The organism is Pseudomonas sp. W15Feb9B, assembly GCF_000828175.1.
Classification (GTDB): Bacteria; Pseudomonadota; Gammaproteobacteria; order Pseudomonadales; family Pseudomonadaceae; genus Aquipseudomonas; species Aquipseudomonas parakoreensis.
On the sequence record NZ_JTKF01000062.1, the window covers coordinates 20,753 to 44,394 of the forward strand.

At 52.0% G+C, this 23,642-nt stretch carries 23 protein-coding genes and 1 pseudogene; 19 read left to right on the forward strand and 5 right to left on the reverse strand.

The window, feature by feature from the left end; translation table 11 throughout:
• The first annotated feature begins 6 nt into the window (after positions 1-6).
• From OC71_RS25115 to OC71_RS25135, 5 genes are all read left to right on the forward strand, one after another.
• Positions 7-525 (forward strand): single-stranded DNA-binding protein, encoded by a 519-nt coding sequence (locus OC71_RS25115; protein WP_007966163.1) that lies wholly within the window; start codon positions 7-9, stop codon positions 523-525.
• A gap of 132 nt (positions 526-657) precedes the next feature.
• The gene (locus OC71_RS25120; RefSeq protein ID WP_041074420.1) at positions 658-1,953 is read left to right on the forward strand and encodes a site-specific integrase; all 1,296 of its coding nucleotides are present in this window, start codon (positions 658-660) and stop codon (positions 1,951-1,953) included.
• A complete protein-coding gene (locus tag OC71_RS25125) occupies positions 1,937-3,502 on the forward strand; it encodes a site-specific integrase (RefSeq protein WP_041074422.1) in 1,566 nt (521 codons plus the stop codon). Before OC71_RS25120 ends, OC71_RS25125 begins: the two co-directional genes overlap by 17 nt.
• A complete protein-coding gene (locus OC71_RS25130) occupies positions 3,492-5,558 on the forward strand; it encodes an integrase (protein ID WP_041074423.1) in 2,067 nt (688 codons plus the stop codon). Before OC71_RS25125 ends, OC71_RS25130 begins: the two co-directional genes overlap by 11 nt.
• Positions 5,551-6,018, forward strand: a complete 468-nt coding sequence (locus tag OC71_RS25135) for a hypothetical protein (RefSeq protein WP_041074425.1) — start codon at positions 5,551-5,553, stop codon at positions 6,016-6,018. The genes OC71_RS25130 and OC71_RS25135 overlap by 8 nt, the downstream gene beginning before the upstream one ends.
• Before the next feature lies 1 nt (position 6,019).
• Here the strand turns inward: OC71_RS25135 and OC71_RS25140 are convergent, their stop codons facing one another.
• Positions 6,020-6,295, reverse strand: a complete 276-nt coding sequence (locus tag OC71_RS25140; RefSeq protein WP_041074427.1) for a helix-turn-helix domain-containing protein — start codon at positions 6,293-6,295, stop codon at positions 6,020-6,022.
• 85 nt (positions 6,296-6,380) lie between these two features.
• Between OC71_RS25140 and OC71_RS25145 the strand changes: the two genes are divergently transcribed.
• From OC71_RS25145 to OC71_RS26830, 9 genes are all read left to right on the forward strand, one after another.
• Positions 6,381-6,806 (forward strand): hypothetical protein, encoded by a 426-nt coding sequence (locus OC71_RS25145; RefSeq protein WP_041074429.1) that lies wholly within the window; start codon positions 6,381-6,383, stop codon positions 6,804-6,806.
• A 37-nt stretch (positions 6,807-6,843) separates the two neighbouring features.
• Complete coding sequence (locus tag OC71_RS25150) at positions 6,844-7,314, forward strand: hypothetical protein (RefSeq protein WP_041074527.1); 471 nt, start codon at positions 6,844-6,846, stop codon at positions 7,312-7,314.
• A 308-nt stretch (positions 7,315-7,622) separates the two neighbouring features.
• Positions 7,623-9,416 carry an ATP-dependent endonuclease gene (locus tag OC71_RS25155; protein ID WP_041074529.1) on the forward strand — a complete coding sequence of 598 codons (1,794 nt, stop codon included), beginning with the start codon at positions 7,623-7,625 and terminating at the stop codon, positions 9,414-9,416.
• Positions 9,409-11,196, forward strand: coding sequence for an ATP-dependent helicase (locus OC71_RS25160; protein ID WP_041074431.1), 1,788 nt, complete (start codon positions 9,409-9,411; stop codon positions 11,194-11,196). The genes OC71_RS25155 and OC71_RS25160 overlap by 8 nt, the downstream gene beginning before the upstream one ends.
• Before the next feature lie 355 nt (positions 11,197-11,551).
• Positions 11,552-12,040: a TIR domain-containing protein gene (locus OC71_RS25165; RefSeq protein WP_041074433.1), complete on the forward strand. Its 489-nt coding sequence runs from the start codon at positions 11,552-11,554 to the stop codon at positions 12,038-12,040.
• A gap of 5 nt (positions 12,041-12,045) precedes the next feature.
• Positions 12,046-13,203 (forward strand): toll/interleukin-1 receptor domain-containing protein, encoded by a 1,158-nt coding sequence (locus OC71_RS25170; protein WP_041074531.1) that lies wholly within the window; start codon positions 12,046-12,048, stop codon positions 13,201-13,203.
• The gene (locus tag OC71_RS25175) at positions 13,200-13,889 is read left to right on the forward strand and encodes a hypothetical protein (RefSeq protein WP_052510619.1); all 690 of its coding nucleotides are present in this window, start codon (positions 13,200-13,202) and stop codon (positions 13,887-13,889) included. The genes OC71_RS25170 and OC71_RS25175 overlap by 4 nt, the downstream gene beginning before the upstream one ends.
• A 4-nt stretch (positions 13,890-13,893) precedes the next feature.
• On the forward strand, positions 13,894-14,502 hold the full coding sequence (locus OC71_RS25180) for a hypothetical protein (RefSeq protein ID WP_052510620.1): 609 nt from the start codon (positions 13,894-13,896) through the stop codon (positions 14,500-14,502).
• 46 nt (positions 14,503-14,548) lie between these two features.
• A complete protein-coding gene (locus tag OC71_RS26830; RefSeq protein ID WP_052510621.1) occupies positions 14,549-15,244 on the forward strand; it encodes a hypothetical protein in 696 nt (231 codons plus the stop codon).
• 69 nt (positions 15,245-15,313) lie between these two features.
• Here OC71_RS26830 and OC71_RS25190 read toward each other — a convergent pair whose 3' ends face one another.
• Positions 15,314-15,967, reverse strand: coding sequence for a hypothetical protein (locus OC71_RS25190; RefSeq protein ID WP_041074435.1), 654 nt, complete (start codon positions 15,965-15,967; stop codon positions 15,314-15,316).
• Entirely contained in the window at positions 15,964-17,001 is a 1,038-nt protein-coding gene (locus tag OC71_RS25195; RefSeq protein ID WP_041074437.1) for an ImmA/IrrE family metallo-endopeptidase, read from the reverse strand. Before OC71_RS25195 ends, OC71_RS25190 begins: the two co-directional genes overlap by 4 nt.
• 487 nt (positions 17,002-17,488) lie before the next feature.
• On the opposite strand from OC71_RS25195, the gene OC71_RS25200 reads away from it, so the two are divergent.
• A complete protein-coding gene (locus OC71_RS25200) occupies positions 17,489-18,076 on the forward strand; it encodes a sce7726 family protein (protein WP_161794920.1) in 588 nt (195 codons plus the stop codon).
• Here OC71_RS25200 and OC71_RS25205 read toward each other — a convergent pair.
• A complete protein-coding gene (locus OC71_RS25205) occupies positions 18,060-19,085 on the reverse strand; it encodes a hypothetical protein (protein ID WP_041074440.1) in 1,026 nt (341 codons plus the stop codon). The two genes, OC71_RS25200 and OC71_RS25205, sit on opposite strands and share 17 nt — an antisense overlap.
• Before the next feature lie 540 nt (positions 19,086-19,625).
• Positions 19,626-19,767 (reverse strand): annotated as a pseudogene (locus tag OC71_RS27300) (helix-turn-helix domain-containing protein); the annotation flags it as partial.
• Positions 19,768-20,017: 250 nt separating this feature from the next.
• On the opposite strand from OC71_RS27300, the gene OC71_RS25210 reads away from it, so the two are divergent.
• The 4 genes from OC71_RS25210 to OC71_RS25225 all read left to right on the forward strand — a co-directional run bounded on the left by OC71_RS25210 (position 20,018) and on the right by OC71_RS25225 (position 23,336).
• Complete coding sequence (locus OC71_RS25210) at positions 20,018-20,458, forward strand: hypothetical protein (RefSeq protein WP_041074442.1); 441 nt, start codon at positions 20,018-20,020, stop codon at positions 20,456-20,458.
• Positions 20,451-21,143: a hypothetical protein gene (locus tag OC71_RS28215; RefSeq protein WP_152620468.1), complete on the forward strand. Its 693-nt coding sequence runs from the start codon at positions 20,451-20,453 to the stop codon at positions 21,141-21,143. The genes OC71_RS25210 and OC71_RS28215 overlap by 8 nt, the downstream gene beginning before the upstream one ends.
• A gap of 103 nt (positions 21,144-21,246) precedes the next feature.
• Complete coding sequence (locus OC71_RS25220) at positions 21,247-22,443, forward strand: hypothetical protein (protein ID WP_041074446.1); 1,197 nt, start codon at positions 21,247-21,249, stop codon at positions 22,441-22,443.
• Complete coding sequence (locus tag OC71_RS25225) at positions 22,440-23,336, forward strand: hypothetical protein (protein ID WP_041074447.1); 897 nt, start codon at positions 22,440-22,442, stop codon at positions 23,334-23,336. The genes OC71_RS25220 and OC71_RS25225 overlap by 4 nt, the downstream gene beginning before the upstream one ends.
• The last annotated feature ends 306 nt before the right edge of the window (positions 23,337-23,642 follow it).

A 23,642-nucleotide genomic window follows, 5' to 3' on the forward strand; every position in this document is an offset into this window, starting at 1 on the left:
AACGTTATGGCCCGTGGGGTTAACAAAGTCATATTGGTCGGCACTTGCGGCCAGGATCCCGAAGTTCGCTACCTGCCTAACGGTAACGCCGTGACCAACCTGAGTCTGGCAACCAGCGAACAGTGGACCGACAAGCAAACCGGTCAGAAGGTCGAGAAGACCGAGTGGCACCGTGTTTCGATGTTCGGCAAGGTTGCGGAAATCGCTGGCGAATACCTGCGTAAAGGTTCGCAGGTGTACATCGAAGGCAAGCTGCAGACCCGCGAGTGGGAAAAAGACGGTATCAAGCGTTACACCACTGAAATCGTGGTCGACATGCAAGGCACCATGCAACTGCTCGGCGGCCGTCCACAACAGGGCGACCAACAAGGCGGTGGCAACAACTACCAGCAGCAGGCGCCACGTCAACAGGCTCCGCGTCCGCAGCAATCGGCTCCGCAACAGCGTCCAGCCCCGGCTCCACAGCAGGCCGCACCGCAACCGGCTCCGGATTTCGACAGCTTCGATGACGACATTCCGTTCTGAAAAACAGCTATTTAATAAGTGACAACATATGAGGCGAAGCCATTGATTTGGCTTCGCTTTTTTATTGTTTACAGATTTTTTCGGAGTAAGAGCTACATTTGTTAAGCGTTCACCTCTTGAAGGTGTAAACAAATGACTCTGAACCCATATGCGGTAAAGACGATTGTCTTGAGCTCCGGGGAGCGTTTGCCTGTGCTAATTGCACTTGCTACCGGCGCCCCCTTATTTGAGCCGTCTATCTACGTGCTCAGCGAGATTCGGGCCACCAACAGAGCGAGCAATACGATTGACCAAGTCTTGAGGTCAATCATGGTATTGCAGCTATTCCTCCGCTCGAATCAGATTGATATTGAGCAGCGTATTCGAGAGGGAAGTGTTTTTGGTTTGAGCGAGCTGGACGAGCTTGTTCGGCACTGTAGGCGGCCTGTCGCGGATCAGCTGAAGTGCAATTCAATTTCTCCCTCCCATCAATTCGTTCGAAGAGGGGCTGTTGAAAGTGTCCGCTTTGTTCAACGGCAACTTGCACCAACTGAGGTGGCTGGCCATACCGCAGCGAACCGTATTCGAGTCATCAGGAACTATCTTGATTGGCTTGTAAAATACCGCATGGCTCGCTATCGCTTGGGTGCAGTTGAGGGCGAGGGACTTTGGAGTCAATGGACGTCTTGCAAGGATGCACTGGACGCGCGACTACCGCGCCATAAGGGACGGAATACCATTGGGCAACGAGAAGGACTTCAGCAAGACGTGGCAGAGAGACTCCTCAGCGTCACGTCGTCTGAATCGCCTGAGAACCCCTGGAAGGGGGCGGGCACGTGCATTCGAAACGCTCTCCTGATTCGTTGGCTCTACGAGCTTGGTCTTCGTCGTGGAGAAGTTTTGAACGTAAAGATTTCCGACATTAACTTCCAGTCGGAAGAACTGATTGTTGCCAGGCGAGCAGACGACCCGGAGGACCCCCGGAAGAACCAGCCATTGGTCAAGACGCGTGACCGAAAGATTCCGTTATCCCCAAGCCTATGCGGACTGACGCACGAATACATTACGAAAACACGTCGAAACACTGAAGGCGCAAGGCGCCACCCCTTTCTGTTCGTCGCCATGGGCACGGGGTCACCCCTATCGCTCAGTGCCGTGAATGCTATTTTTGCCGAACTTCGGGATGCCTTTAATGGCGAGTTCGATACCGTGACCCCACATGTGCTTCGCCACACATGGAACGACCGTTTCTCGGAAGTGATGGATAACACGAAGGTTTCCGAAGCGGAGGAAGCACGGATGCGCTCGTTTTTGATGGGCTGGTCGCCGAATTCGAAGACTTCTGAAAACTACACCCGGCGTCACGTCCGACTGAAAGCCCAGCAAGTGTCTTTAGAAATGCAGGCTAAACAAACAATCGAGAGGATAGACGATGACCGAAAAAGGTGAATTGGCCTCTCGATTGTTCGGCAGCCAGAGATTTCCGCCCATTGTGAAGACCCTAAGTGGAGCCGTCTTCGATCCAAGTGCGAGACGCTGGGCGTTTCACGATGGCCTCAGCCGAATATGCATGAACTTCGAAAGATTGCGTGAGTGTGCTACACAGGAGCTTGTAGAGGCTGCGAAACTCCCGCTGATTTGGTATGCCGAGAATACTAAGTCATCTACCCTTTCCGCTATATTTGAAGGTCTGAGGGTATTACTGGTATCGATGGCTGCTGTTCAGAGGCGGCCGGTAAACGTAATTGACGCACCGCTTCTAGCTTCTTATCGCGCGTCCTTGAACTCGGATTCCGAGTGGAAGTTAGGTGGGTTGAGTGCGTTCCTCAAGAAATGGAATAGTCTCCAAGTACCAGGCGTAACGGGTGACGCCGTTCGTTTCCTTAAGAGCATTCGCCTCAAAGGAAATCGGAAGGGGGCCGCAGTCCTGACCATGGATCCGCTGAAAGGGCCTCTCACGGATGTGGAGCGCTCTGCCGTGCAAACAGCACTAAACGACGCATATGCCGTTGGCAAGATGTCTCTCGAAGACTTTCTTTTGGTGTGGCTCTGCTTGCTCTTGGGGCAAAGGAATATTCAATACGCAATGTTAAAAGTTTGCGATGTAGTTGAGATCGAAAAATCCAATGGACAACATGAGTACGTACTTAGAATTCCGAGGGTTAAGCAAGCCAATGCCGAGGCGCGGCGGGTGCAATTCAAAGACCGCTTAATAACACCGAGCATAGGTAAACTTCTTGTTTCCTACGCAAACAGAGTCCTGGAAAAATTCAAGAAAAAAAGTGAGTTTTCGGATGCCCCGTCGCAAGCTCCTCTTTTTCCTAAAAGAAGGTCGATGAGTGGCGTTCGCCCGAGTTTTCACGAACACCCGTCACCCGAGGCAATCGGGAACAGAATCAAGTCAGTGTTCGATGCACTGCATGTGCGCTCTGAGCGAACAGGGGAGACAATTAAGGTTACATCGAAAAGACTTCGTCACACAGTAGCTACGTCCGCTGCACGTGAAGGGCACGGGGAGCTCATTATTGCTGAACTTCTCGACCACAGCGATACGCAGAACGTTGCTGTCTATGTCAAGGCTACGCCGGAAATTATTGAGCGAATTGATCGCGCTTTAGCGCTTCACATGGCCCCTCTAGCCCACGCGTTCACCGGCGTGATCATCAACGACGAGTCAATGGCAGTACGTGGTGATGATCCGAGGAGCCGAATCGTTGATCCCCGTTTTGACGAAAGAATGAAGCCGATGGGTAACTGCGGTCGTTGTGGCTCCTGCGATCTCATGGCTCCAATCGCGTGCTACACCTGCAAGAGTTTTCAAGCGTGGATTGATGGGCCTCACGAAGCAGTACTGGAGTATCTCCTTTCTGAACGTGATCGGTTGATGGCGGGAATGGATACTCGAATTGCAACCGTAAATGACCGAACGATTCTCGCCGTCGCCGAGGTGGTGAGACAAATTCGGGACGCGTGCGAGGAGAAGGGTGATGTCTGCTGACATGGTTCTATTCTCGCCCCAAGCCGAGATGAATGCTTCCACGAATCTAGCCGCGTTCGTCACTATGTGCAGGTCGCAGCTCACCATTTTCGGTGCTGACCTGCGTTTTGAGGACATGGCCTGGGACATAACCGACACCGTTCAACTGAAGGGCCAAGGGAAAAAGCGAGTTCGCGTCTGCTTCTCCACCCTTGAAACGGTGGACGAGACGAGACCCACTCAAATGGCTGAGCCGTTCGTGTCCTTTGCCAAGGCTTACGTCCGATACATGCAGGGTATGCGGCCGACGAAGAATCCTGCTTTTCGCGTCACTGCGCTGCGCGCCCTTGATGCAGCTTTTAGGAAGAGCGGTCACTTGGTCCCCGTTATGATAGATGGTGACACTTTCAATCGGGCTGCACGACTTATCGCTGAACGTTTGGCTGAGGCCACGGCCTATCGCGTTGGCTCTCAGCTTGAGTTGATCGCTCAGTTCATGTCGGAACACCGTCTGACATCTGTTCCGCTCTCATGGCGCAGCCCTATTAAGCGCCCGCTCGATTCGGTTCGTGTTGGACAGGAGTTTGACAAGCGCCGTACCGAAAAGATGCCATCTCCAGCGGCATTGGAAGCGCTATCTAAGTCGTTTCACATTGCGACCCAACCCCAAGACGTACTGTTTTCGTCGATTGGCGCCATTCTCTGCTCCGCTCCTGATCGCATCAATGAGGTGTTACTGCTTGCCGAGAATTGTGAGGTTCATGACAAAACGTCAGCCGGTAAGGATGCCTATGGCTTGCGGTGGCGACCCGCTAAAGGTGCGGAGCCAATGGTTAAGTGGATTATTCCCTCGATGGTTCCTGTTGTCGCTGAGGCTATCGCCAAGCTCAAGCGTTTGACGAAAGACGCCCGTCGTATCGCTCAATGGTACGAATTGAATCCTGAAAAGCTGTATCTACCACAGGATTTTGAGCACTTCAGGAGCAAAGAACTGCTGACAATGGATGAAGTACGTCAGGTGATTTTGCTGGAAGGCGGAGCGGATTCATTTGCGTGGCTATGGTGCTCCGCAAACCGTGTGGAACTAGTTAAAAATGAAAGTCGTGTATATGCGCGATTTGCTGATATCGAAACGGCCGCAATAGCACAACTTCCATCCGGCTTTCCGATGCTAAACGCGGAAATGGGACTCAAATATTCGGAGGCACTCATCGTAGTGCGGCGTAATGAGCTGCACTCTGTAAGAGGCACATTCGGTTGTGTCATTGAACCAGTCAGCATCGGTCAGGTGAATACGGCACTCGGTGCCAGAAGTGATCGTGGCTTTGAGTCGATGTTTGACCGTCTCGGCTTCACTGAGCCAGACGGCAGTCAAATTCGAGTGTCTACCCATCAATTTCGTCACTACCTGAACACGCTGGCGCAAGTAGGGGGCATGAGTCAGTTGGACATTGCGAAGTGGTCGGGGCGCTTGGATGTCCGTCAGAACCAGGTTTATGACCATGTGAGCGCAGATCAAATGGTGGCGAAAATTCGCGAGTCCATTGGCGACCAGACCCACATGTTCGGCCCTCTCGAAAAGTTGCCGAAGAATATTCCGATTTCACGAGATGAGTTTGCACGGCTTAAGATTCCGACAGCCCATACGACTGACTTTGGTTTCTGCATCCATGACTACACGATGATGCCATGCGAGCGGCACGCCGACTGCATCAACTGCAATGAGCATGTCTGCGTGAAGGGCGATGAAGGTAAGACCATGAGGGTGAGGCGTCGGTTAGAGGATGCGCAGCAATTGCTAGTGCGTGCTGAAGCGGCAACGGCGCAGGGATACTATGGCGCTGACCGCTGGATGGAGCACCACAAGAAGACAGTTCTGCGGTTAACCCAGCTTACAGATATTTTCGATAACCCCGCAGTTGCGATCGGCTCTGTTATTCAGCTGGCGGATGTTCCAGGCGTTTCTTGGGGGAGTGAGCAAGCGCTGGAGGATCGAGCTGCATTGGATGGTCATTCGATACTGAAGCGCTTGGTGCCACCCAACGTTCGCCGATTGAGTCGGAGCGAGAATGACTAAGCGACGGGCAAGAAACCTCGATGATCTGGCCATCGAACGCATCGTGGGTGTGTTGGATGGATGGTCAGGCAAGCTTTCTTGGGATCTACTCAGTGACGCGATTGAGAAGCGTCTGGGCGTTCGTTACACGCGCCAGGCACTCGACAAGCATGCTCGTATTAAATCCGCATACCAGGTTAACAAGACGCGCCTTAACAAAGTGTCTAGTCCGGAGCGCCATCAAAAAATATCTGCTGTAGAGGTTGGAGCGCTTACAGAGCGTCTTAATCGCTTAGAGGCTGAGAACGGTCGCCTGAAGGTGGAGAACGACAGTCTGCTCGAGCAGTTCGTGACGTGGGCCTATAACGCATATTTGAAAGGGTTGACGAAAGAATACCTGAATACCCCCCTGCCGCGGGTGGATAGAGAATTGACTAAGGTTGCCTCGCGTAAAGACGTTCGTAGGGGCGATAAGGGCTAAGTCAGAGCCTGCCAAGTTCTTCCTGGACACGCTCGAAAAGTTGCTCGATGGTCATCGAGCCGTCCCGCAGTAAGTAACTGTGGACAAGGATCGACACTGGGTGCACCTCCATGACAGATGCAATTTCGTCGAGCTTGTCGATCGTTGGGCTTTTGAGGCCCCGTTCCAGAGTGCTGAGATAGGTTCGACTGCTTACGTTCGAAAAATCCTCCTGAGTCAATCCTTTGTGGGTTCTTAGCTGTTTTAGCGCTTGGCCGAAGGCCTTTTTCAGTTCCATTTTGCCAATCTCGCAAAAGGAACGATAAGGCCCTTGCGAGCTCTTTAGGGCTACAATCTATAGTGTTCATCGGATGAGGCTTGTCATGTTTAGAACTCACCCCCAGGCGGAGATCGCTGGCGCGATAGCGCTGGGTAATGGCTCGCGCTCGTGGCGGTGCGTTGAGCATGCTCTCCATGCTCCATGGCTATATGTTTGCTGCGCTGAGCAGCAGGGCGGCATATCCATACGCAGCATGCTATTGGTGTCCGAAATTCCTTTGTTTGAAAGCATACTGCAGCAGCAAACAAGCCCTTCGAGGGTTAAAAGTGTGCAACTGGTTAGCCCAAGCTATATGAACCAAGGTAGCGGATGGCTGATGGAAGACCTCATTGAGTTGATTGAGATCCTGGGCCCGAATGACGAACACCAGGCCTACGTATACAAACTGGATAACGGTAGCAGCTATCAAGAAGGGTATGTAAAGTCGGAGGAGAGGCATAGCCAGCGCGTCATCTTCTCTTCAGGGTAAAGGCGCGACTGAGGTGGTTTCGGTCGGAGGCAAAACGGTGAACATAGAAACAAAATATGAATCTTCTTTTGTCGCCTTGCTGTTGACTGTCTGTTTGCAAAACCCCAGTCAGATCCGCGTCGACTCACTGGCCGATCTTGCGAAGCAGGTTTGGTATGGAGAGATTGACTTGGCTCCTCCGCTTCAGCACGTGCTAGCAAGCACGCAACGAAATGCTGAGGAACAGCGGCGTGTGTTGTATCTGATAGATAGGCTAATTCGATTTCCCTGTATTCGGAGATCAAGAGCAATGCGGTTGAAGGGGATTTTGGAACAGTGGGCCCAGCTCAAGCCCTTGCATCCTTCTGATGATGCCGCACGGCTTTTTGCAGAACACAAGCTGGACAAAAGGGCTTTTGAATGGGGGTTAGAGGAAGGGGTCTCGCTTCAAATGAAAGAGGTCTTGAAATATCAAACTCGCCACTACGCTGCCTCCTTGGGGGTAACGACAGGTTACTCAGAGCAATGAGCTAACTTCGCGTGATTACTTGGCTCTTGGGCGCTGGTGGCACACGGCTAGCCTATCAGCCCTGGGCAAGCCTATGAACTGACCTCATCAATGAAATGTCGACTGCGCTTATTCTCTGGACCGGTAGGAGAAGGTGAGCTAGGCGCTTCTGCAAATTATCGCCCCCATGTATAAATGATCGGCAAAGCGACGAGAAAGTAACGGATCTAGCTAGGTCGATAGGCGTCGCTCTCGGCCCATGGGCTTGAGATCGATTGTGTTTCGACAGCCGCTACCTCAAGAATCGAATCACTGACAAGGACGTGGATATGCAGCTCACGCGCGTTGCTATACGCAATTTCCGCAACTTTAAGGATCTTGATGTCCCCCTCAGCGGCAACCTCGTTGTCGTGGGCGAAAACCGTGTCGGCAAGAGTAATCTGCTCTACGCCCTGAGGCTGATTTTCGATCCCGGTCTCCCAGACAGTGCTCGCCAGCTTGGGCAAGGTGATTTTTGGGACGGGCTCGGTGAGCCTCTAGAGGACGAAAAAATCACAGTCTTCGTGGAGATTACGGGCTTTGAACAGGACGTCGATTTACTCGCCGTTCTGACAGACTTTCGTTTAAACGATGATCCGGACACCGTGCGCCTCACCTATGAGCTCAGGCCAATTCCAACTTTAGGTCGTTTCCCAGCCTCTGACGAAGATTACGAGTTCATCTGTTACGGCGGGGAGGTAGAACGGAAACGGTTCGGCCATGATGTTCGCCGGCGTATTTCGATGGACGTGCTGCCAGCATTGAGAGATGCGGAAGGCGATCTAGCAATGTGGCGGCGTTCTCCGCTGCGCCCCCTGATCGAACGAGCTTTCGCGGAGGTGGGGCGTGACGAGCTCACCGAGGTGCAGGCGACGATTCGGGCAGCTACCAATGGATTAACCGCGTTTGACTCCGTTCAAGCGCTTGAGCAAAACCTGAGCTCGATGTATGCGTCAATGAGCGGACCTAAACAGGATATCGAACCCCGCTTGGGCTTTAGCACCATAGACATTACGCGCCTCTATCGAAACGTAAAGTTGCTCATCGATGGCGGTTTGCGAACCATCAGCGAAGCTAGCCTTGGCTCGGCTAACGTGCTGTTCCTGAGCCTCAAAACGCTCGAGCTGCAGCAGTTGATGAATGAAAATCGCCGTGATCACTCCCTGCTTGCCATTGAAGAACCGGAAGCACATCTGCACCCCCACCTTCAGCGATCCGTATATCGGCACCTTTTCGAGGAGCTCGGAGGCGAAGGCAATGAAGATCGGCTGTCGATCTTGTTAACAACGCATTCACCCCACATAACGAGCGTCGCGCCACTTCGCTCGATCCTGTTGTTGCGCGAAACCCCGCATAACGGAACCGTGGGACGTTCGTCGGCCGCCATAAATCTGAGTGACAAAGAGGAGGAGGATCTCACCCGATACCTGGACGTTACCCGAGCAGAGATGCTATTCGCCCGAGGAATTATTTTGGTGGAAGGCGACGCTGAAAAATTCCTGCTGCCAGTTTTTGCCAAATCCCTTGGGCATGATCTTGATCATCTCGGAATCACGATTTGCTCGGTTGCGGGCACCAATTTCCAGCCCTACGTAAAATTTTTAACTGCGCTTGAGATCCCATTTTCAGTAATAACTGACTGGGATCCGAGAGGTGGGAAGAACCCCCTTGGCTTCAATCGAGCGCTTGAACTGGTGAGGACCATATTACGCATTCGCAGCGGTAGAGAGCCCAATCGCATAATCGCCGGGCTTAAGGCCTTGAGCTATGGGGATTTTGAGATCCAGTGCGACGGATACGGAGTGTTCACGAACATCGATACCCTTGAGGTTGATCTGTTCGACGACGATTTCGTTGCCCCTATCCTCGCCACTTTGCGCGACCAGTCCCTAAGTGTTGAACGTTCGACGTGGGTCGATGATTGGGAACAGGATCCAAAAACACTCGATATTGAGAACTATCTCAAGCTTATTGAGGCGGTTGGCAAGGGCAGGTTTGCTCAGCGATTAGCCTCTCGCATCAGCGGATTAGCGCCACCACGTTACATAGAATCGGCGATCGAATACGTGGTGCAACGTGTCTGATCGCACAGCATATCTAAGTGCTGCCGAAGGGCTTCGTGCTAACCCTGGACAATGGGCTGCTTATGAGTCTCGTGGCCATTGCGTTGTCCTTGCAGGGCCAGGAAGCGGGAAGACAAAAACGCTCACTACCAAGATGGCTCGACTGCTTGCTGAGGATGTTGCAGAACCACGCGGAATTGCCTGCATTACATTCAACAACGAATGTGCCCGGGAACTCGAAAATCGCCTGAGCGATCTTGGGGTTGAGGCAGGCGGTAGGGTATTCATCGGGACTGTGCACTCATTTTCGCTGACCCAAATTATCCTCCCGTACGCGAAAGTCGCCAAGCTGGGGCTGCCGGATGAATTTACTGTCGCAGCTAAGAGCGAGCGTGCTCAAGCGCTGCGCATCGCTCTAGAGGCAATTGGCGAAAACCCTGAATCGTTAGGGGCCTGGGAGTTTCGCATGAACGACTACCGGCGAAAAATACTTGATCGCAATAGTCGTGACTGGCTGGAAATGGATCCTGGCCTTGCGCGCTTGGCAGAGGCGTATGAAGAACAATTGCGCGTCATGCACTTGATCGACTATGACGATATGCCGCTCCTGGCTTTGAAAGCGCTTCGCGAAAATGAATGGTTACGAAGTGCTCTTCTGGCAAAGTATCCGGTGCTCATCATTGATGAATACCAAGACTTGGGTAGTGCGCTCCATCGCATGGTGCTCGGCTTGTGCTTCACCGCAGGATTGCGGTTATTCGCGGTAGGAGATCCAGATCAGTCCATCTATGGTTTCAATGGAGCAAGGCCGGATTTGCTTCGTCGGCTTTCCGAGCGACCCGGTGTCGAAACAGTCCGTTTACGACTTAATTATCGCTGTGCGACGCGGATTGTAGCTGCATCAGGGACTATCCTCGGGGAGGCGCGCGATTATGAAGCTGTGTCGGGCGCACCGCCTGGAGAGGTGTATTTTCACCCTCTATGGGGCAGGTACGAACACCAAGCCACGACGCTCATCAACGAACTTATTCCGCAAGCGCTGGCCAGGCATCCTCAGCTTCGACTAGGGGATGTGGCCATTCTCTACCCGGCAGCATGGCTCGGGGACACTTTGATTCCCGCAATTCAGCAAGCAGGTTTACCGTATATACGAACGGATAATAACGCTCTCTATCCTCGCTCGAGTCGGCTGATGCAGTGGTTGGAGCAATGCGCCAAATGGTGCTGCGGAGGATGGCACGCTGGTACCCCGCTCTTCTCGCGGCTCGCAAGCGACGGACGGCGTCTTTTTTCAGAGATCATCCAGTCGGATGAGCAGACCACAGACTTTCACCGACAGCTGATCAGCAAGTTATGGGCAACTCGGGACGAGACGACATCTCTGCTGCAATGGCTTGTTGACCTTCGTACCCATCTACTTGCGCCCTTGGGCGGGAAATGCTCCGAGCTGAGAGACGAATTGACGACATTGGCGCAATTCATCGATCGCATCTCGCCTGGCGGCGATAGCCATGGCATGTGTCTTGGTGATTTGGCTGGCCAAGGCGAAGGGCCAGGCAGCCTGAACTTATCTTCGCTCCATAGCGCAAAGGGGCGCGAATTCGCCTTGGTTTTTATGTTTGGAATCGACGTTGGAAGGCTTCCGCGCGCTGGCGACATGGAGCGAGAACTGGCAGAAGCACGCCGGCTTTTTTACGTAGGGCTCACGCGTGCCAAGACCGAGATCCATCTGGTCCACACTAATGGGCGTGCCTCTGAATTTGTTAGAGAGCTGCAACAACGCATTGAAGCTGGCACCTGAGAATGTAAAAGGTTCGCTGCCGCATGGTGATCTGCTTGAGAGGGTAAAAATGCGGTCCACTTAAATAGGCGAGCACCATCGCCCATACTTGGGACCAGGTAGGTGACTTCGCCGGACGTTTACATTGTGCCGATCTCTGACTCATAAGAATTGTTTGGGGGCGCCGACTTTTAACAATGCAAACCTGCGTCGCTTCGCGACGACTGCCTGTCTGTACAAACGAACTCGGAACAAATGTTCACATGATGGTGGAATGAGTGTCCAAGTGGCGTGGAATCCGCATGCCTCACTATACTTTTGGTGGCTAGTAGCCATAAACTCGGATCCGACTACCCATCTTGTGCAAGGAGGTCCCATGGCTAGAAAGGTTTTCTTCAGCTTTCACTATGCTCGCGACGTTCGGCGGGTGGTTCAGATTCGTAGCTCTTGGGTAGTGCGACCTGGCGGTGAGGCACAGCCGTTTTATGACAAAGCCGAGTTCGAAAAAGCCAAGGTCCGGTCTGGTGGCATCGAAAAGTGGATCGAAAATCAGCTCAGCGGGACTTCGGTAACCGTCGTCTTATTTGGGGCTGAAACCTATGCTCGCGAATGGGTAATCCATGAAATCAAACGCAGTTATCAGCTAGGTAAAGGAATACTGGCGATCGATATTCATAATGTTCGAGATCCCCAGTTAGGTAGTGATGTAAAAGGTCGCAATCCGCTGGATGGGCTGTCAGTGAATATCGGCGGCAGAAACACGCCTTTGTCCTCAATTTATAAAACCTATGACTGGGTTCATGACAATGGGTACCAGAATATGCCCGCATGGATTGAGGCCGCAGCCAAAGCAGCAGGGCGTTGAACAGCGTGAGCATCTATGAGCTTGCAATTCTAGGTTGCATATCACCGGAAGATCGAAAAACCTTAACTCACACTATCCATTCTATGGTTAGCGAGTTTGGCCTCGCCTTAGGGACTGAGCTGATCATTCATGACGGAGTCAGCTTCTCTGAGCGCAATATAAAGGCCGCCACTGCAGTGGCTTATTTCGGTGGAAACCAAGATTTAGACCATGAGCCTGCCAGCGATGCAATCACGAACAGTCTGCCGATCATCCCGACGATTGCTGGTGGGCAGGATTTCCTTACACTCATCCCTGAGTTTCTGCATCAGTGCAACGGCTTATACCGCCGGGCCGACGACCCTGGCATGGTTGATCTGGCAACAAGCCTGCTCGAGTGCGTAGGCCTCTTGAGGCGTCAGCGCCGCATTTTTATCAGCTACAGACGAACTGAATCCAGAATCGCAGCATTAGACTTGCATGACTCACTCATCGCTCGGGGCTTTGATGTTTTCCTTGACACTCATGACATACGACCAGGGGAACCCTTTCAGGAAGTACTGTGGCATCGACTGTGTGATTCCGATGTGCTCGTCATGCTCGACACGCCAAATTACTTTGAAAGCAAGTGGACTCGTAATGAGCTCGGTCGAGCCAGAGCTAAAGAAATCCACATATTCAGAATCCTATGGCCAGGACATGTATCCAACCGCCAGCTGAATCTTTCCGAAACTATACAGCTCGTACCTAATGATCTTATGCACGGATCGATTGTGCCGGCCAAGGCAGACGAAATCGCACTCGGAATCGAGCGGCTCCGTAGCAGAAGCATTGCGGCTAGATTCATGTCCATGACAGGACGGTTCAGGTCTGCCGTCGAACAGGTTGGCGGAACTGTTCAAGGTGTCGGTGCACACCGTGCTATTTCTGTTGTCCTTGAGGCGGGCGAAAGAATTTGGGCTTACCCGATTACTGGAATCCCGACTGCCGAAACGCTCCATGATATAGCCGAAAAAGCACGCAGAGCCGACGTGCGCGGTGTGCCAGTCTTGGTGTATGACGACGTTGGCATTAGGGATACATGGGTCGCTCACTTAAAGTGGTTAGACGACAATATTCGCACGGTTCGATCAATCAAGATGAACAGAGCTGCGTGGGATCTGGGGGGGTGGGAGGAAAAATGAAAAACGCAATCTTCCTTTCCGCAAGCATACCTGATCCGCTCAGGTCGCCAGAATATGCAGCGACGGCTGATTCAGTCGCGATCGTTGCAGCGGTCACTGCTCTCATTCATGTGACCCTCGGAAGAAGACCTTTAGTGTGGGGCGGCCATCCTGCAATCACTCCCATGATCTTCGTTGCGGCAGAAAGCCTAGGCGTTGAATATGGCGACTGGGTTAAGCTTTATCAGTCCAATCATTTTGTAGACGAATTCCCGGAAGACAACGAAAAGTTCAACAATGTTGTTTACGTTCCCGCCAAGGAAAACTTGCAGCAAAGTCTCCTGCACATGCGGGAGCAGATGTTTGCTCGGGAGAGTTACTCTGCAGCGGTTTTCATTGGAGGTATGGAAGGAATTGTTGATGAGTTTGACCTTTTTAGCAAATACCATCCAAAGGCGAAGATTATTCCTATTGCCTCATCCGGTGGAGCAGCACGAAAAGTAGCTGAGCGCCTGCCCCGTGAACAACTCAACCAGGACCTGGCACTAGATCTTGACTATGTTGCCTTGCTTCATCGTCATCTTGATATCTCTAACAAAGAGAAACGGTATCGAAACATAAAAGATCAGCCGCGCCATCTAGAGAGGAGAATGTGGCGTAAGTCTGATCCTCGTCGAGATCCAGAGCCGGGTCCAGGAATGGGATAAATACATGTTCATTTTCGAAAAGGACATTCGCTCGCGTGCGCATCGCCGCACTCGGAAAGAGGGGGTTGAGGCTTCAGGCATTCTATCGCGCGTAAGTCAAACGCCTCAGCCGCACTACGACATATTCCTTTCACAAACCATCAGAGATGCTGAGTTAGTTCTTGGAGTTTATGATCTGCTCACCGAGCTTGGGTATAAGGTTTTCTGTGATTGGATTCAAAACCCAATGAATGACCGAAGCCAGGTTTCCCCTGCCAACGCAAAATATATTAGAGCAATAATGACGGTCAGTGACTCAATGCTCTTCCTGGACACAGAAGGAGCCGATCAGTCGCTATGGATGTGCTGGGAGCTTGGATGGTTCGACGGACGGAAAGGCCCTGTTGCTGTTCTTCCGATACTTCAAGACGGTAAGGAATACTATCGTGGTCGGGAGTTCTTGGGTCTTTATCCTTATGTTGAACTTGACGACGAAGGGCATCTGAAAATTGTGCGTCCGGTCGTTTCTTCGCCGAATGGTACTTATATCATTGAGGCGCCGAATTACAGAAGCTATAAAAACTGGGTCAGAAACTCTCCGGATTTTGTACGGCCAAGAACCCCTGGATTTTAACTCTAAATAAGCGTCAGCTATTTTTTAGAATGCGAGTAATGGTATTATGGATCGTGGTTATGTACTCCGCTTTGATGAAGGTTATGCAATTGACGAAGAAGAAGTTTCTAGCAGCCTCAGTCTTAACAAGAAAAGAGTGATCGAACTGGCCGACTATCTTGTTGACTCAGTGACGATCGATGCCAAAAAAGTAATCGATCTCTTATTTCCCGAGGTTAATGCCGATGTTTTTATTTCGCATTCGCACAAGGATGTTAGTCTAGCTACACAGCTCGCCATTGACATATCAAATACAAAAGGCATGGGTGTGTTCGTTGACTCTTGTGTTTGGGGTAGCTCATCGAAACTTTTAAAAATTATCAACGATCGATTCTGCAAGATACCTGGCAGCTCGAACTATGATTATGAAAAAGTCATGCGCACATCTTCACATGTTAACATGATTTTGACCACCGCCTTGCAGCGTATGATGGACTCTGCATCCAACTTCATATTTCTTGATTCTGAAAGCTCACTGATACAAGGTAAGTTTTGGGAAGATGAAGTGCGGACTGACTCCGCATGGATCCATATGGAGTTGAAATTCAGTGAGCTACTCAGCGATAGAAGATTCGTGACGCGGGCTGCGTTCGAAAGTATGGATGACCTCTCGTTCGCACATCCTGCCCCCACTGAGCATCTTGAGAAAGTATCAGCAGCACGCTTTTATCGCTGGCTCTTAGGTGAGTCATCTGTGCTTTGATCAAAGGCTCTTCCAGAGAGCTTGGCAATTTTGCCCGAGAGCCCGCAGTTCAGCCTCATGGGTGAGACTTCAAAGCACCAGAGGCTTCTCGGAGGGGGCCAAATATTTTCTGCCCGTATCTTTCTTCAGGTCGTTAATGTAGCTGGACAAGGCGCTCAGCACGGACGCGCGCTCAGCTGCCACTGATCTTCCGAATGCAAGGTTGAGCGCCTTGTCGACGTCTGCGCGTGCGCGCACCTTCATCGATACTTGGTCGAAATCTTCGCTATCCAGAATTATTAGCAGTGCTTCTTCCAAACAGATGAAACGAACCCATAGCATGTCGAGCAGTGGCTCCCCGTCAATCTTCGACAAAGCAACGAAGGCTCGTTTGTCACCACTTATCATCTGGGCATCGTTGTGTTGTACCAGCGCGGCAAAAAGCACTGCCTCTCCGGAGTCAATGTCGGGCCTGTCCAGTACCAGCAACCTGTTTGAATACTCAATCTGGACCTCGACGGTTTTGGCTTGCTGGACGAGGTCCAGCGCCTGGGCAAATGCCTCCTCTGATCCCAGCTTCTTGATGGCGGCTTGGCGGTCTGCGAGGCGCAGCTGAAATCTCAATTGCGGAAGGACTGCAAAGTTCTGGAAGGAACACTGCAGAGCCCTGGTGAGCTCGGAGAGGAGCTGGTACTGGCAGAGCTTTCGGGCGGCATCACTGTCGAGCAGGACCAAAGCTGTCATTCATTGAACCCTTGAATCGCCAGCAGGTACTCCTGGTTCTCCACGCTTAACGCATTCAAGTCGACGCCATTACGAAAATGTTCGGCCAGTACGTCGATTGCACTAGCTTGCGAGGGGCTATAGTCCAGTGCTTGGCTCGCTCGTGCCCAATCGTTGTGTTCCTTCCCGTATGAAAGAATCAGGTGGCCCGGGTCGATTCCCAGCTCGCGCCCTAGTACGACGGATTTCGCCGCTATCGCTGCTGCGGAGCCAAGCCGACCCATCGCCGCGACTGGGTTCGGGTGGCCGCTGCGAATCAGCGATAGAGCAAACCCATCTGCTTCCCGCTCCTCGACATCCTTGCGCTGATTCTCGAAGTCGACGAGGGTGTCCCTCACGCCTGAGATGTCTTCATCGATTATGATGCCGTCTGCACCGATATGCTCATGGACGATATGGCCCAGTTCATGCGCAAGCACAAAAAGCTGCCGAGCGTGTTCGGCATGGTTATAGCCTAGAACGATAGCGGGCCTCCCCGCCACGCTCAAGGCCATGCCTGTCATGCGCTTACTTGCGCGCGGTAACTCCTTGAGGAACAGCACTGGGATCCCGTGCGCCCAGCACAGCTTCAAAATACCCTCGAAATCCACATAATCCTTGTCATTCGCGGCAAGGATCTCCTCCCGCAAGATTTTTGGGTCGCGCGTCAGTGGTGTGTAAGGCGGGCTTGTGCAAAACAACGCCAGCTTGGCGATAGCGACGCCTAGTCCGGCTGCTACGACAAGCTCGGCTTCTTTAGTGTCCCGGCGGCGCTTGAATCGCGTGTTACGCGGGTCAGTTTGGATCTGCAAATCCCCATTCGGTCCAAAGCTGGCATCCAAGCCCAGTCGCTGTTTGAGGATCAGTGCGAACTGAAGAGCGCCAGCGCTGGTCTTGAACAGGCTGTTGTCCCACCATTCGGGCAAGAGTTTTTCGATATAGGAGCGAGGGTATCCAACAGCCTTGAGGCTGCTGAATGCAGACTTCACAGTGACCGGGGTCGACTCTTCATCCATGGCTCCTCCTTTCGCTAACTGCAGCGGCCGATATTTTCACAAGCAGGCCTTGCGATGTGCAAATAGCAATTCGGCCAGGCGCCTCGCGTGTATTTCGGAACCATCCCATACCAAGCCCAATGCTTCCATGAGAATCGACGAGTCGCGAGGATCAGCGTGCTCGATATATACCGAAATATTTGCATAATTGCATAGCTCCCTCAGCGTTTCAGTGACGCGCTTTGGTTGACCAAACAAATTTCTGTAGATCTGAGATTGGTTTATTCCTGTTGCCTTGGCGATACTTAGGCTCGTAGTAAGACCGCTTCGCCCGAAAAACTGGCGAAGTTCGTTCTTAAGCTGGCTAGGTGGCTTTATGCATTTCATGTTAAATTAATAGCATAATTGCATAATCACGTAAAGTGACTTATCATTAAGGCAGATCCAGTTCGTTGGATTACACTTGTGAGCTGTCCGGCAGGGACTAATTTGCAATCAGGGCAAGATGATGCGTGAGGCGCAGATCAAAAGAGCGTTGGCCCAGCACCTGGACGGTGCTCATGGTGACGTCTCTACTTTGCTCCTTGAGGAGCTCAAGCTGAGCAACGGCGAGATTCGAGCTGATGTCGTCGACGTTCACGACATGCACTGCTACGAGATCAAGAGCGAAGGCGATTCGCTCAAGCGGTTACTGGGGCAGGGCTCCCGTTACGCGCGCGTTTTTGACCATGTGACCTTGGTTACGACGGAGCGACACCTGAAGAAGGCTATGCCTATATTGCCGCAATGGTGGGGCATCTTACTCGTCCCTGAGCATGAAGAGGCAGGGTTCAAGCAGGTGCGTGCGGCCAAGCCTAACAAGCGACAAGAGGCAGAGGTTCTGGCCACGCTACTTAAACGAGAAGAGTGCCTTCAGGTGCTCGAAAGCATCGGATTCGTCAAAGGGCTGAAGAGCAAGAGCCTGTACGTTCTGCAAGCTCGTTTGGCCGAGATCTACGACGTTGATGAGCTCAGAGGGGTAGTGCGGCAGTGCCTATTCAAGCGCGGAGGTGCACCCGCTGAGGCGCCTCAGGACTTGTTCAGTATTGCTTCTTGATCACGATGGCGATGTGGTGAATCCACCCTTCGAGGATGTGATACCAACTTGACCGTTTCTTGTGATCTGGAACTTTGGGATCCGCGCGATCAGCAATAATTCGATCTCCAAGGGAGAATGTTGCTCCCTCGAAATCTGCTGCATACGTGTTCACCAGAATGGTGGACAGGTCGATAGAGTCCTGCTTCTGTTTTCCATCCGCACGTAGAATCAGCCAATCGCCGTTTCGGGTGTAGCGAAGCGTCGCCTTCTTGCCTATTTTCTTCCGGATCTCTTCCGTCCAACTCGGTGCAAGGATCCCATAGTCTGAATAGCCTAGTAGCAAGTCCGGCCCGGCAGCCTTCAGCGCATTCCAAAGTATCCAGTCGTGCCGTTTGAACTCACCCTTTGAAGCTACATGAGTGACGTCAGCTGGGTAGGCTCCCGATGCCAGGTGAACTGTTTCATAGCCACACCCTTTCATGTCTCGCAGGGCTGCCACGAAAGAGATGATCTCTTGCTGACTCCAACCAGATGGACTTGCTCCTAAATCAACGAGCAAGCGTAAGGTGACGTTAAAGTCCTTCAGGGTTTTGGCAGCTACATCAGCCAACTGAACATGCTCTGCACCAACGGCTAGGCCTTCGACACGAAGTCGGATGACCACCGCCTCAAGATTGGCCAGCCGCTCTACGAATTGGCGGTTGAGCTCCACCGCATCACGTGAGTCGACCACCGGAATGATGGGATACCCTTTCTCGCTGATCAGCACCAAGAAGGCTTCGAACTCCTGTAGACGGTGTTTCGTCAGCCGCCCGGTGGGGTCGGCATAGTCAACAAGGGCGGAACCTTCCCAAGAGTGGTGCAGCTGAGCAAGGAACAGCGCGTGCTGAGTTACACCTCTGACCTCGATGCAGGGCCAGAAGGAATCAACCAGCTCCTCATCGATCTCGTCGAGTGCTCGGCGCTCGGCCGGCTGCCATTTAATAATTGGGATGTATGGGGGGTAGTCGGGATGGCGGAATGTCATATTCCCCTCCTTGGGATTTGAATATGTGCATTGTGCCATCATATGTCGGAAAGATTTCCAAAAAAAGCGCGACCAGTCTAAGCGCGCTCAGGACTGCTGTTTGTGGTCATGCGGTTTGAGCATTTGCATCAGCAGGAGGTCTTTCGCTGCCTCTTTCAGCAATTTGCTGTCATCACCCAGTTTTATCTCGCAAAGGTACGGGTGACTCGGTGCGCCAGGTTGCAGCGGACGCGACGGGAACGGGTTGTGGTAAGTAGCGCAACTCGTGGATACGGGGTGGTGAGAGCAAAAATATTGTGGTGGTCAAATCGATCGTATGCTCTTCCCTATTCTCAAGACGGGCTGACCCGTAGGGATCTCTTTCCCGACTCTCGGTTGATCAAAAGGCTTGGCGTTTTCTTCTCATTAATTTCAGAAACCTACAGCTGAAGCCTTAGATGGCCAAAGTAGCGGAGGCGTCGTGCATTTTTACCAGGATCAGATACCCGCTGGCCCGCTCAACGAGCGTACCCACAGAGGCCTGAGCTTCGTAGGCCTGACTGATCGATTTCGGCGAAGCTTGCGGCTGATCGTGTACGGACTACGCCCCAGCATCCGAGCTGTTTCGCGCTGGCTGATATTTTGGTACTACCCGACTTGAATCGTCGCGCGCATCTTCGATGCTGAGCTCGGTATGTGACATCGCGGCACCTTGCCGGAGGGTAAGGTGTTGCACTCAGTTTTCGCGGCCGCCATTTAAGCGAACGTGTTGAAATCGTCTGATTTATTGGCAAAAGGCTGTCGAGAAATGGTAGGTGTCGTGTTTAGACCCTAGGGAGGAATGGCTTTCAACAGCAAGGGATTTTGGTAACAATTGTCAGTGCCGGTCTTGTTGCACAGATGCTCCGGGCTCATGCTGACAGGCAAGCCAATCACTCACAAAGAGAGCAGTTGTGGAATCATCAAAAGGAATCATTTCCGAAATCCTCGATGCAAAATCAATCGAGATTCTAAAAGGACTGGGCAGCGAAGCAGAGATCTGCAAGGTTCTCAATGAGGTTTATCACCCCTTTGAGCTAGCGGCGGATACGTATGAAAAGCTCTTTGCTGCTGTTGATGCAATCCGTTCTTCGCTTGTTCACTTAAAAAGCAATCCGTTTGTTAGTCGTCAAGCGGAAATCGTTTTCTGCTTGACCGAGCTAAATGGTACAGCAAGAAGTGCTCGGCTTGGCATCACTGACGAGATGTACGAAAACAAGCTTCTTGCTAAAAAATGGTACAAGTCGCTCGCGCAGATTGTTCATAGTGACAGGCTCAGTGGTGATAGCCGTCCGATGCAAGAGCTTCAAAAGATCTACGAGAGCATAACATTTGAGAGCGCAGACGATGAGTGAGGATAACGTTCCGGCCCTGATATCTGCTGAAATCCTTAATGTTAAGCTGCCAGAGCCTTCCGATATTTTAAAACTGTCAGACGTTGCGAGAACTCAAAAAGCCGTTACAAAGAAGGGCGCTTTCACTCACGATGCAAAAGTAGCTTTCGAGCGTGGGGCAATCAAAACGTTGCTCGCTACGGATAGCGCAGGCGCAAATAAATTTGTAACGGAGCTGCCCAACGATCAGAAGATTGAAGATGGAAAAAATCTTTACATTAAAATGCCACATCTCAATCAAGAGCTTAGCCGCCGTATTCAAGAGACCCGTGATGGATATCAGCTGGAGCAATTGAAGTATTCTGAACAATGCATCAATGCTGTTCGAGATGCTCCAGAGCTTGAAGTTCGCAGACTTAAGCTGGAATCGTTGGCACGTAGAGAGATGCCAAAAGTCAAACAAGAAGTGCTGAAGAACTCAGAAACTTGTGTCTCCGGAAATGCGCTTCAGAAAAATGCTGAAGTGCATCACATTGAGCGAGTTGCAGATAATCCAGATAGGGCTCTGGCCCCGAGCAACATGAAAGCAGTAAATCCCCACATTCATGATCAGATTCATGCTGCGCAAGCTCATACACAGCAAGCCCTAGATGAACTTGCAAAACAGAATGGATGGCCTCAATCATCGCAGCCATCGCAGGAGTAGTGATATTTGCAATGATTAGACGCTTAGCCTGGTAAGGAAGACACCGCTTGGAGGCTGGCAGCTAATTTCAGTTTTGAAGCCAGTTCACGAGAAATAAAGGCTGATGGGTGAGGTTATGGTGGGTGTTGCTCTCAACGGAATGGACCTAGTTGATCCAGTTGTGCAGGATCTCGCTACGCCTGGAATGACGCCGGTTCTGGCTATCGAGCGCGTTCTTGACGCTCACTTGCATCAGCGCTTCGCTGAATCCTTTTCGAGCGTCCTGATCAAGCCGCCATCTGTCAAGTTTCACTCGATGTACTTCCAGCAGCGATACGCATCGCTACCTGTACTTGTGAAAACTGGGTACGAGACGTGGTATCCCGAGATCACGCTAGTCACAAAGCCACATGACAGCTTTGATGAGGTCAATCTCACTTCGAGGTGTCTCGATCTTCTGCCGATTCACTATGGCGGTGGCGTGTCGAGAGTTCATCAGCTCAAAAAAAAGGAGCTGAAGAGGCAGACAAATCATGTGCTGCGGATTAATCACATCAAGCTTGGCACTGAGGTGATTCAAGCTGTTCTTGACCGTCTTCTTCAGGCCGCCCCTTCTCAGCCCTTGATCGCCAATTTTGATCCTGAAGCCGGAGCATATGGTCACCGTGTTGTGGCTTTCGATCACATGCTTACCAACCAGCGACTTCTGTGCGAATGTTCCATGTTCTTTCACAGGGCCGCTGTAGCGAGTTCTGATGCCGAGGGTATTGGCAGGAACGCTATGCGTGATTACCTCGCTGGGTGTGATTATAGGCCGGATCTGTGCCATCTTTGCGTTGCTCGTGGGTCGCCCGAGGACGAGCGATTCGGCACAAGCGTCGAGACAAATTTCGAAGCTTACATCGACCAAGTGATGTTCGATCTTGGGGTTGACCGTAGGACTGCTCGGGCTGAGATTATGCATGTTCTGAGCTTAAGTCGATGGCAGCGCGAGTCAGCGCTGTACGGTATCGTCAGAGAGATCTTCCCCGATAGCCAAGTTCTTCGTGAGGCATCGCCAGAATGGCTGGGCAGGATGCGTATCGACATTTATCTGCCAGAGTTGCGATTGGCGATAGAGCATCAGGGCGAGCAGCACTTCAGGCCGCTGCCTGTTTTCGGTGGGGAAGAGGCTCACTTGCGGGTAGTGGAACGGGATGAGCTGAAGCGCAAACTGTGTGCTGAAAATGGAGTGGATGTTGTAGATTTTCGGTTCGACTCCGCCCTGACAAAAGCAGCTGTTCGGTATCGGCTTCGTAAGCATCTGGAGGCAATGGAATGATTGGCCGAAGGAGCATCGAGGCGGATTTCAACACGTTGATCGACTTGATGGCAGACATGATTGATGCCCAAGTTGATCTCGCTCGAACAGAGGGCGATGAGTGGATCGCTGATCTACAGACCCTTTCCGTAAAGCTGTTCAAACAGCTGTGTTCAGCGCGTAGCTTGCTTGAGCCCACGGCGTTCATCAATCGGCGTGAGCAGGTATTCCAGTTCATCGACCATTCTGCTGTCATCGTTGTGATTCGAGCGTGTGTTGAGTCCTACATCGCTATGAACTGGATCTTTGGCAGCGTCGATGTCGATCACCGCAGATTTCGACACAGGATTTGGATACTTGCGGGGCTTAATGACCGCCTGGGGTTGCATCCAACAACAGTTGAAGGGCGACAGAGAGTTGCTGAAACGCAGACCCAGGCAGATGAGCTGATACTGGTTGTTCAGGCTTCCCCATTTTTCCATTGTGACTACACAGAGAAGCAGCGCAAAAGGGTGTTGAAAGGCGAGTGGCGGGTAGACTGGAGCTGGACTGATCAAGCTGTCCGCGCGGGGTTTCACAAGAAATACTTCGAGAGCATGTACAGCCACTACTGCGGGTATGCTCACTCAAGCTACATCAGCGCGATCCAGGTCAGAGACTCGTCAAGCTCAATTGACGATCAGTACATGCTTGCCCAAGCCGCTCTCCAGGCTGGCGTGCATGTTCTCGCGCATTTCCTCTTCTTCTATGCCTCGATTTTGGATGCTCCGAATCAGGTTTTCGAATCGAGCGAAGATGCACGTGCTGTAGCCAGCATCTGGCATTTCGCTGCAGGGGAGATGGACCATCTGTACGAGCAAGAAAAAGGCGCCGATCCGTTGGGAAGGGCGCCTTGGATGGAACGGAATAGCTGATTAGTGCCACTCGATAACGAAGGCACCAGGGGGGAAGGTAGGAGGAGTTGACGCGACTTGGCGGTGGTGCTGCATGATCAGTTGCCCATAGCTTAACCGCTTAGCTTATTTCTCAGCACTCAGCACTCAGCGCCTAGCTAATGTGGCAGGCGGTTCGCTGTCGTCGTCGGATTTTCGAATTGTGATTTGGCCCGAGCGGTCGGACGCTGATTGCTTGTCCCACTGCTAATCACTGCTGGTAACATATAGCGATAGAGCCGCGTGTAAACAAATCCGGTAAAAAGTCCGACTGTGTTTACGGTATTG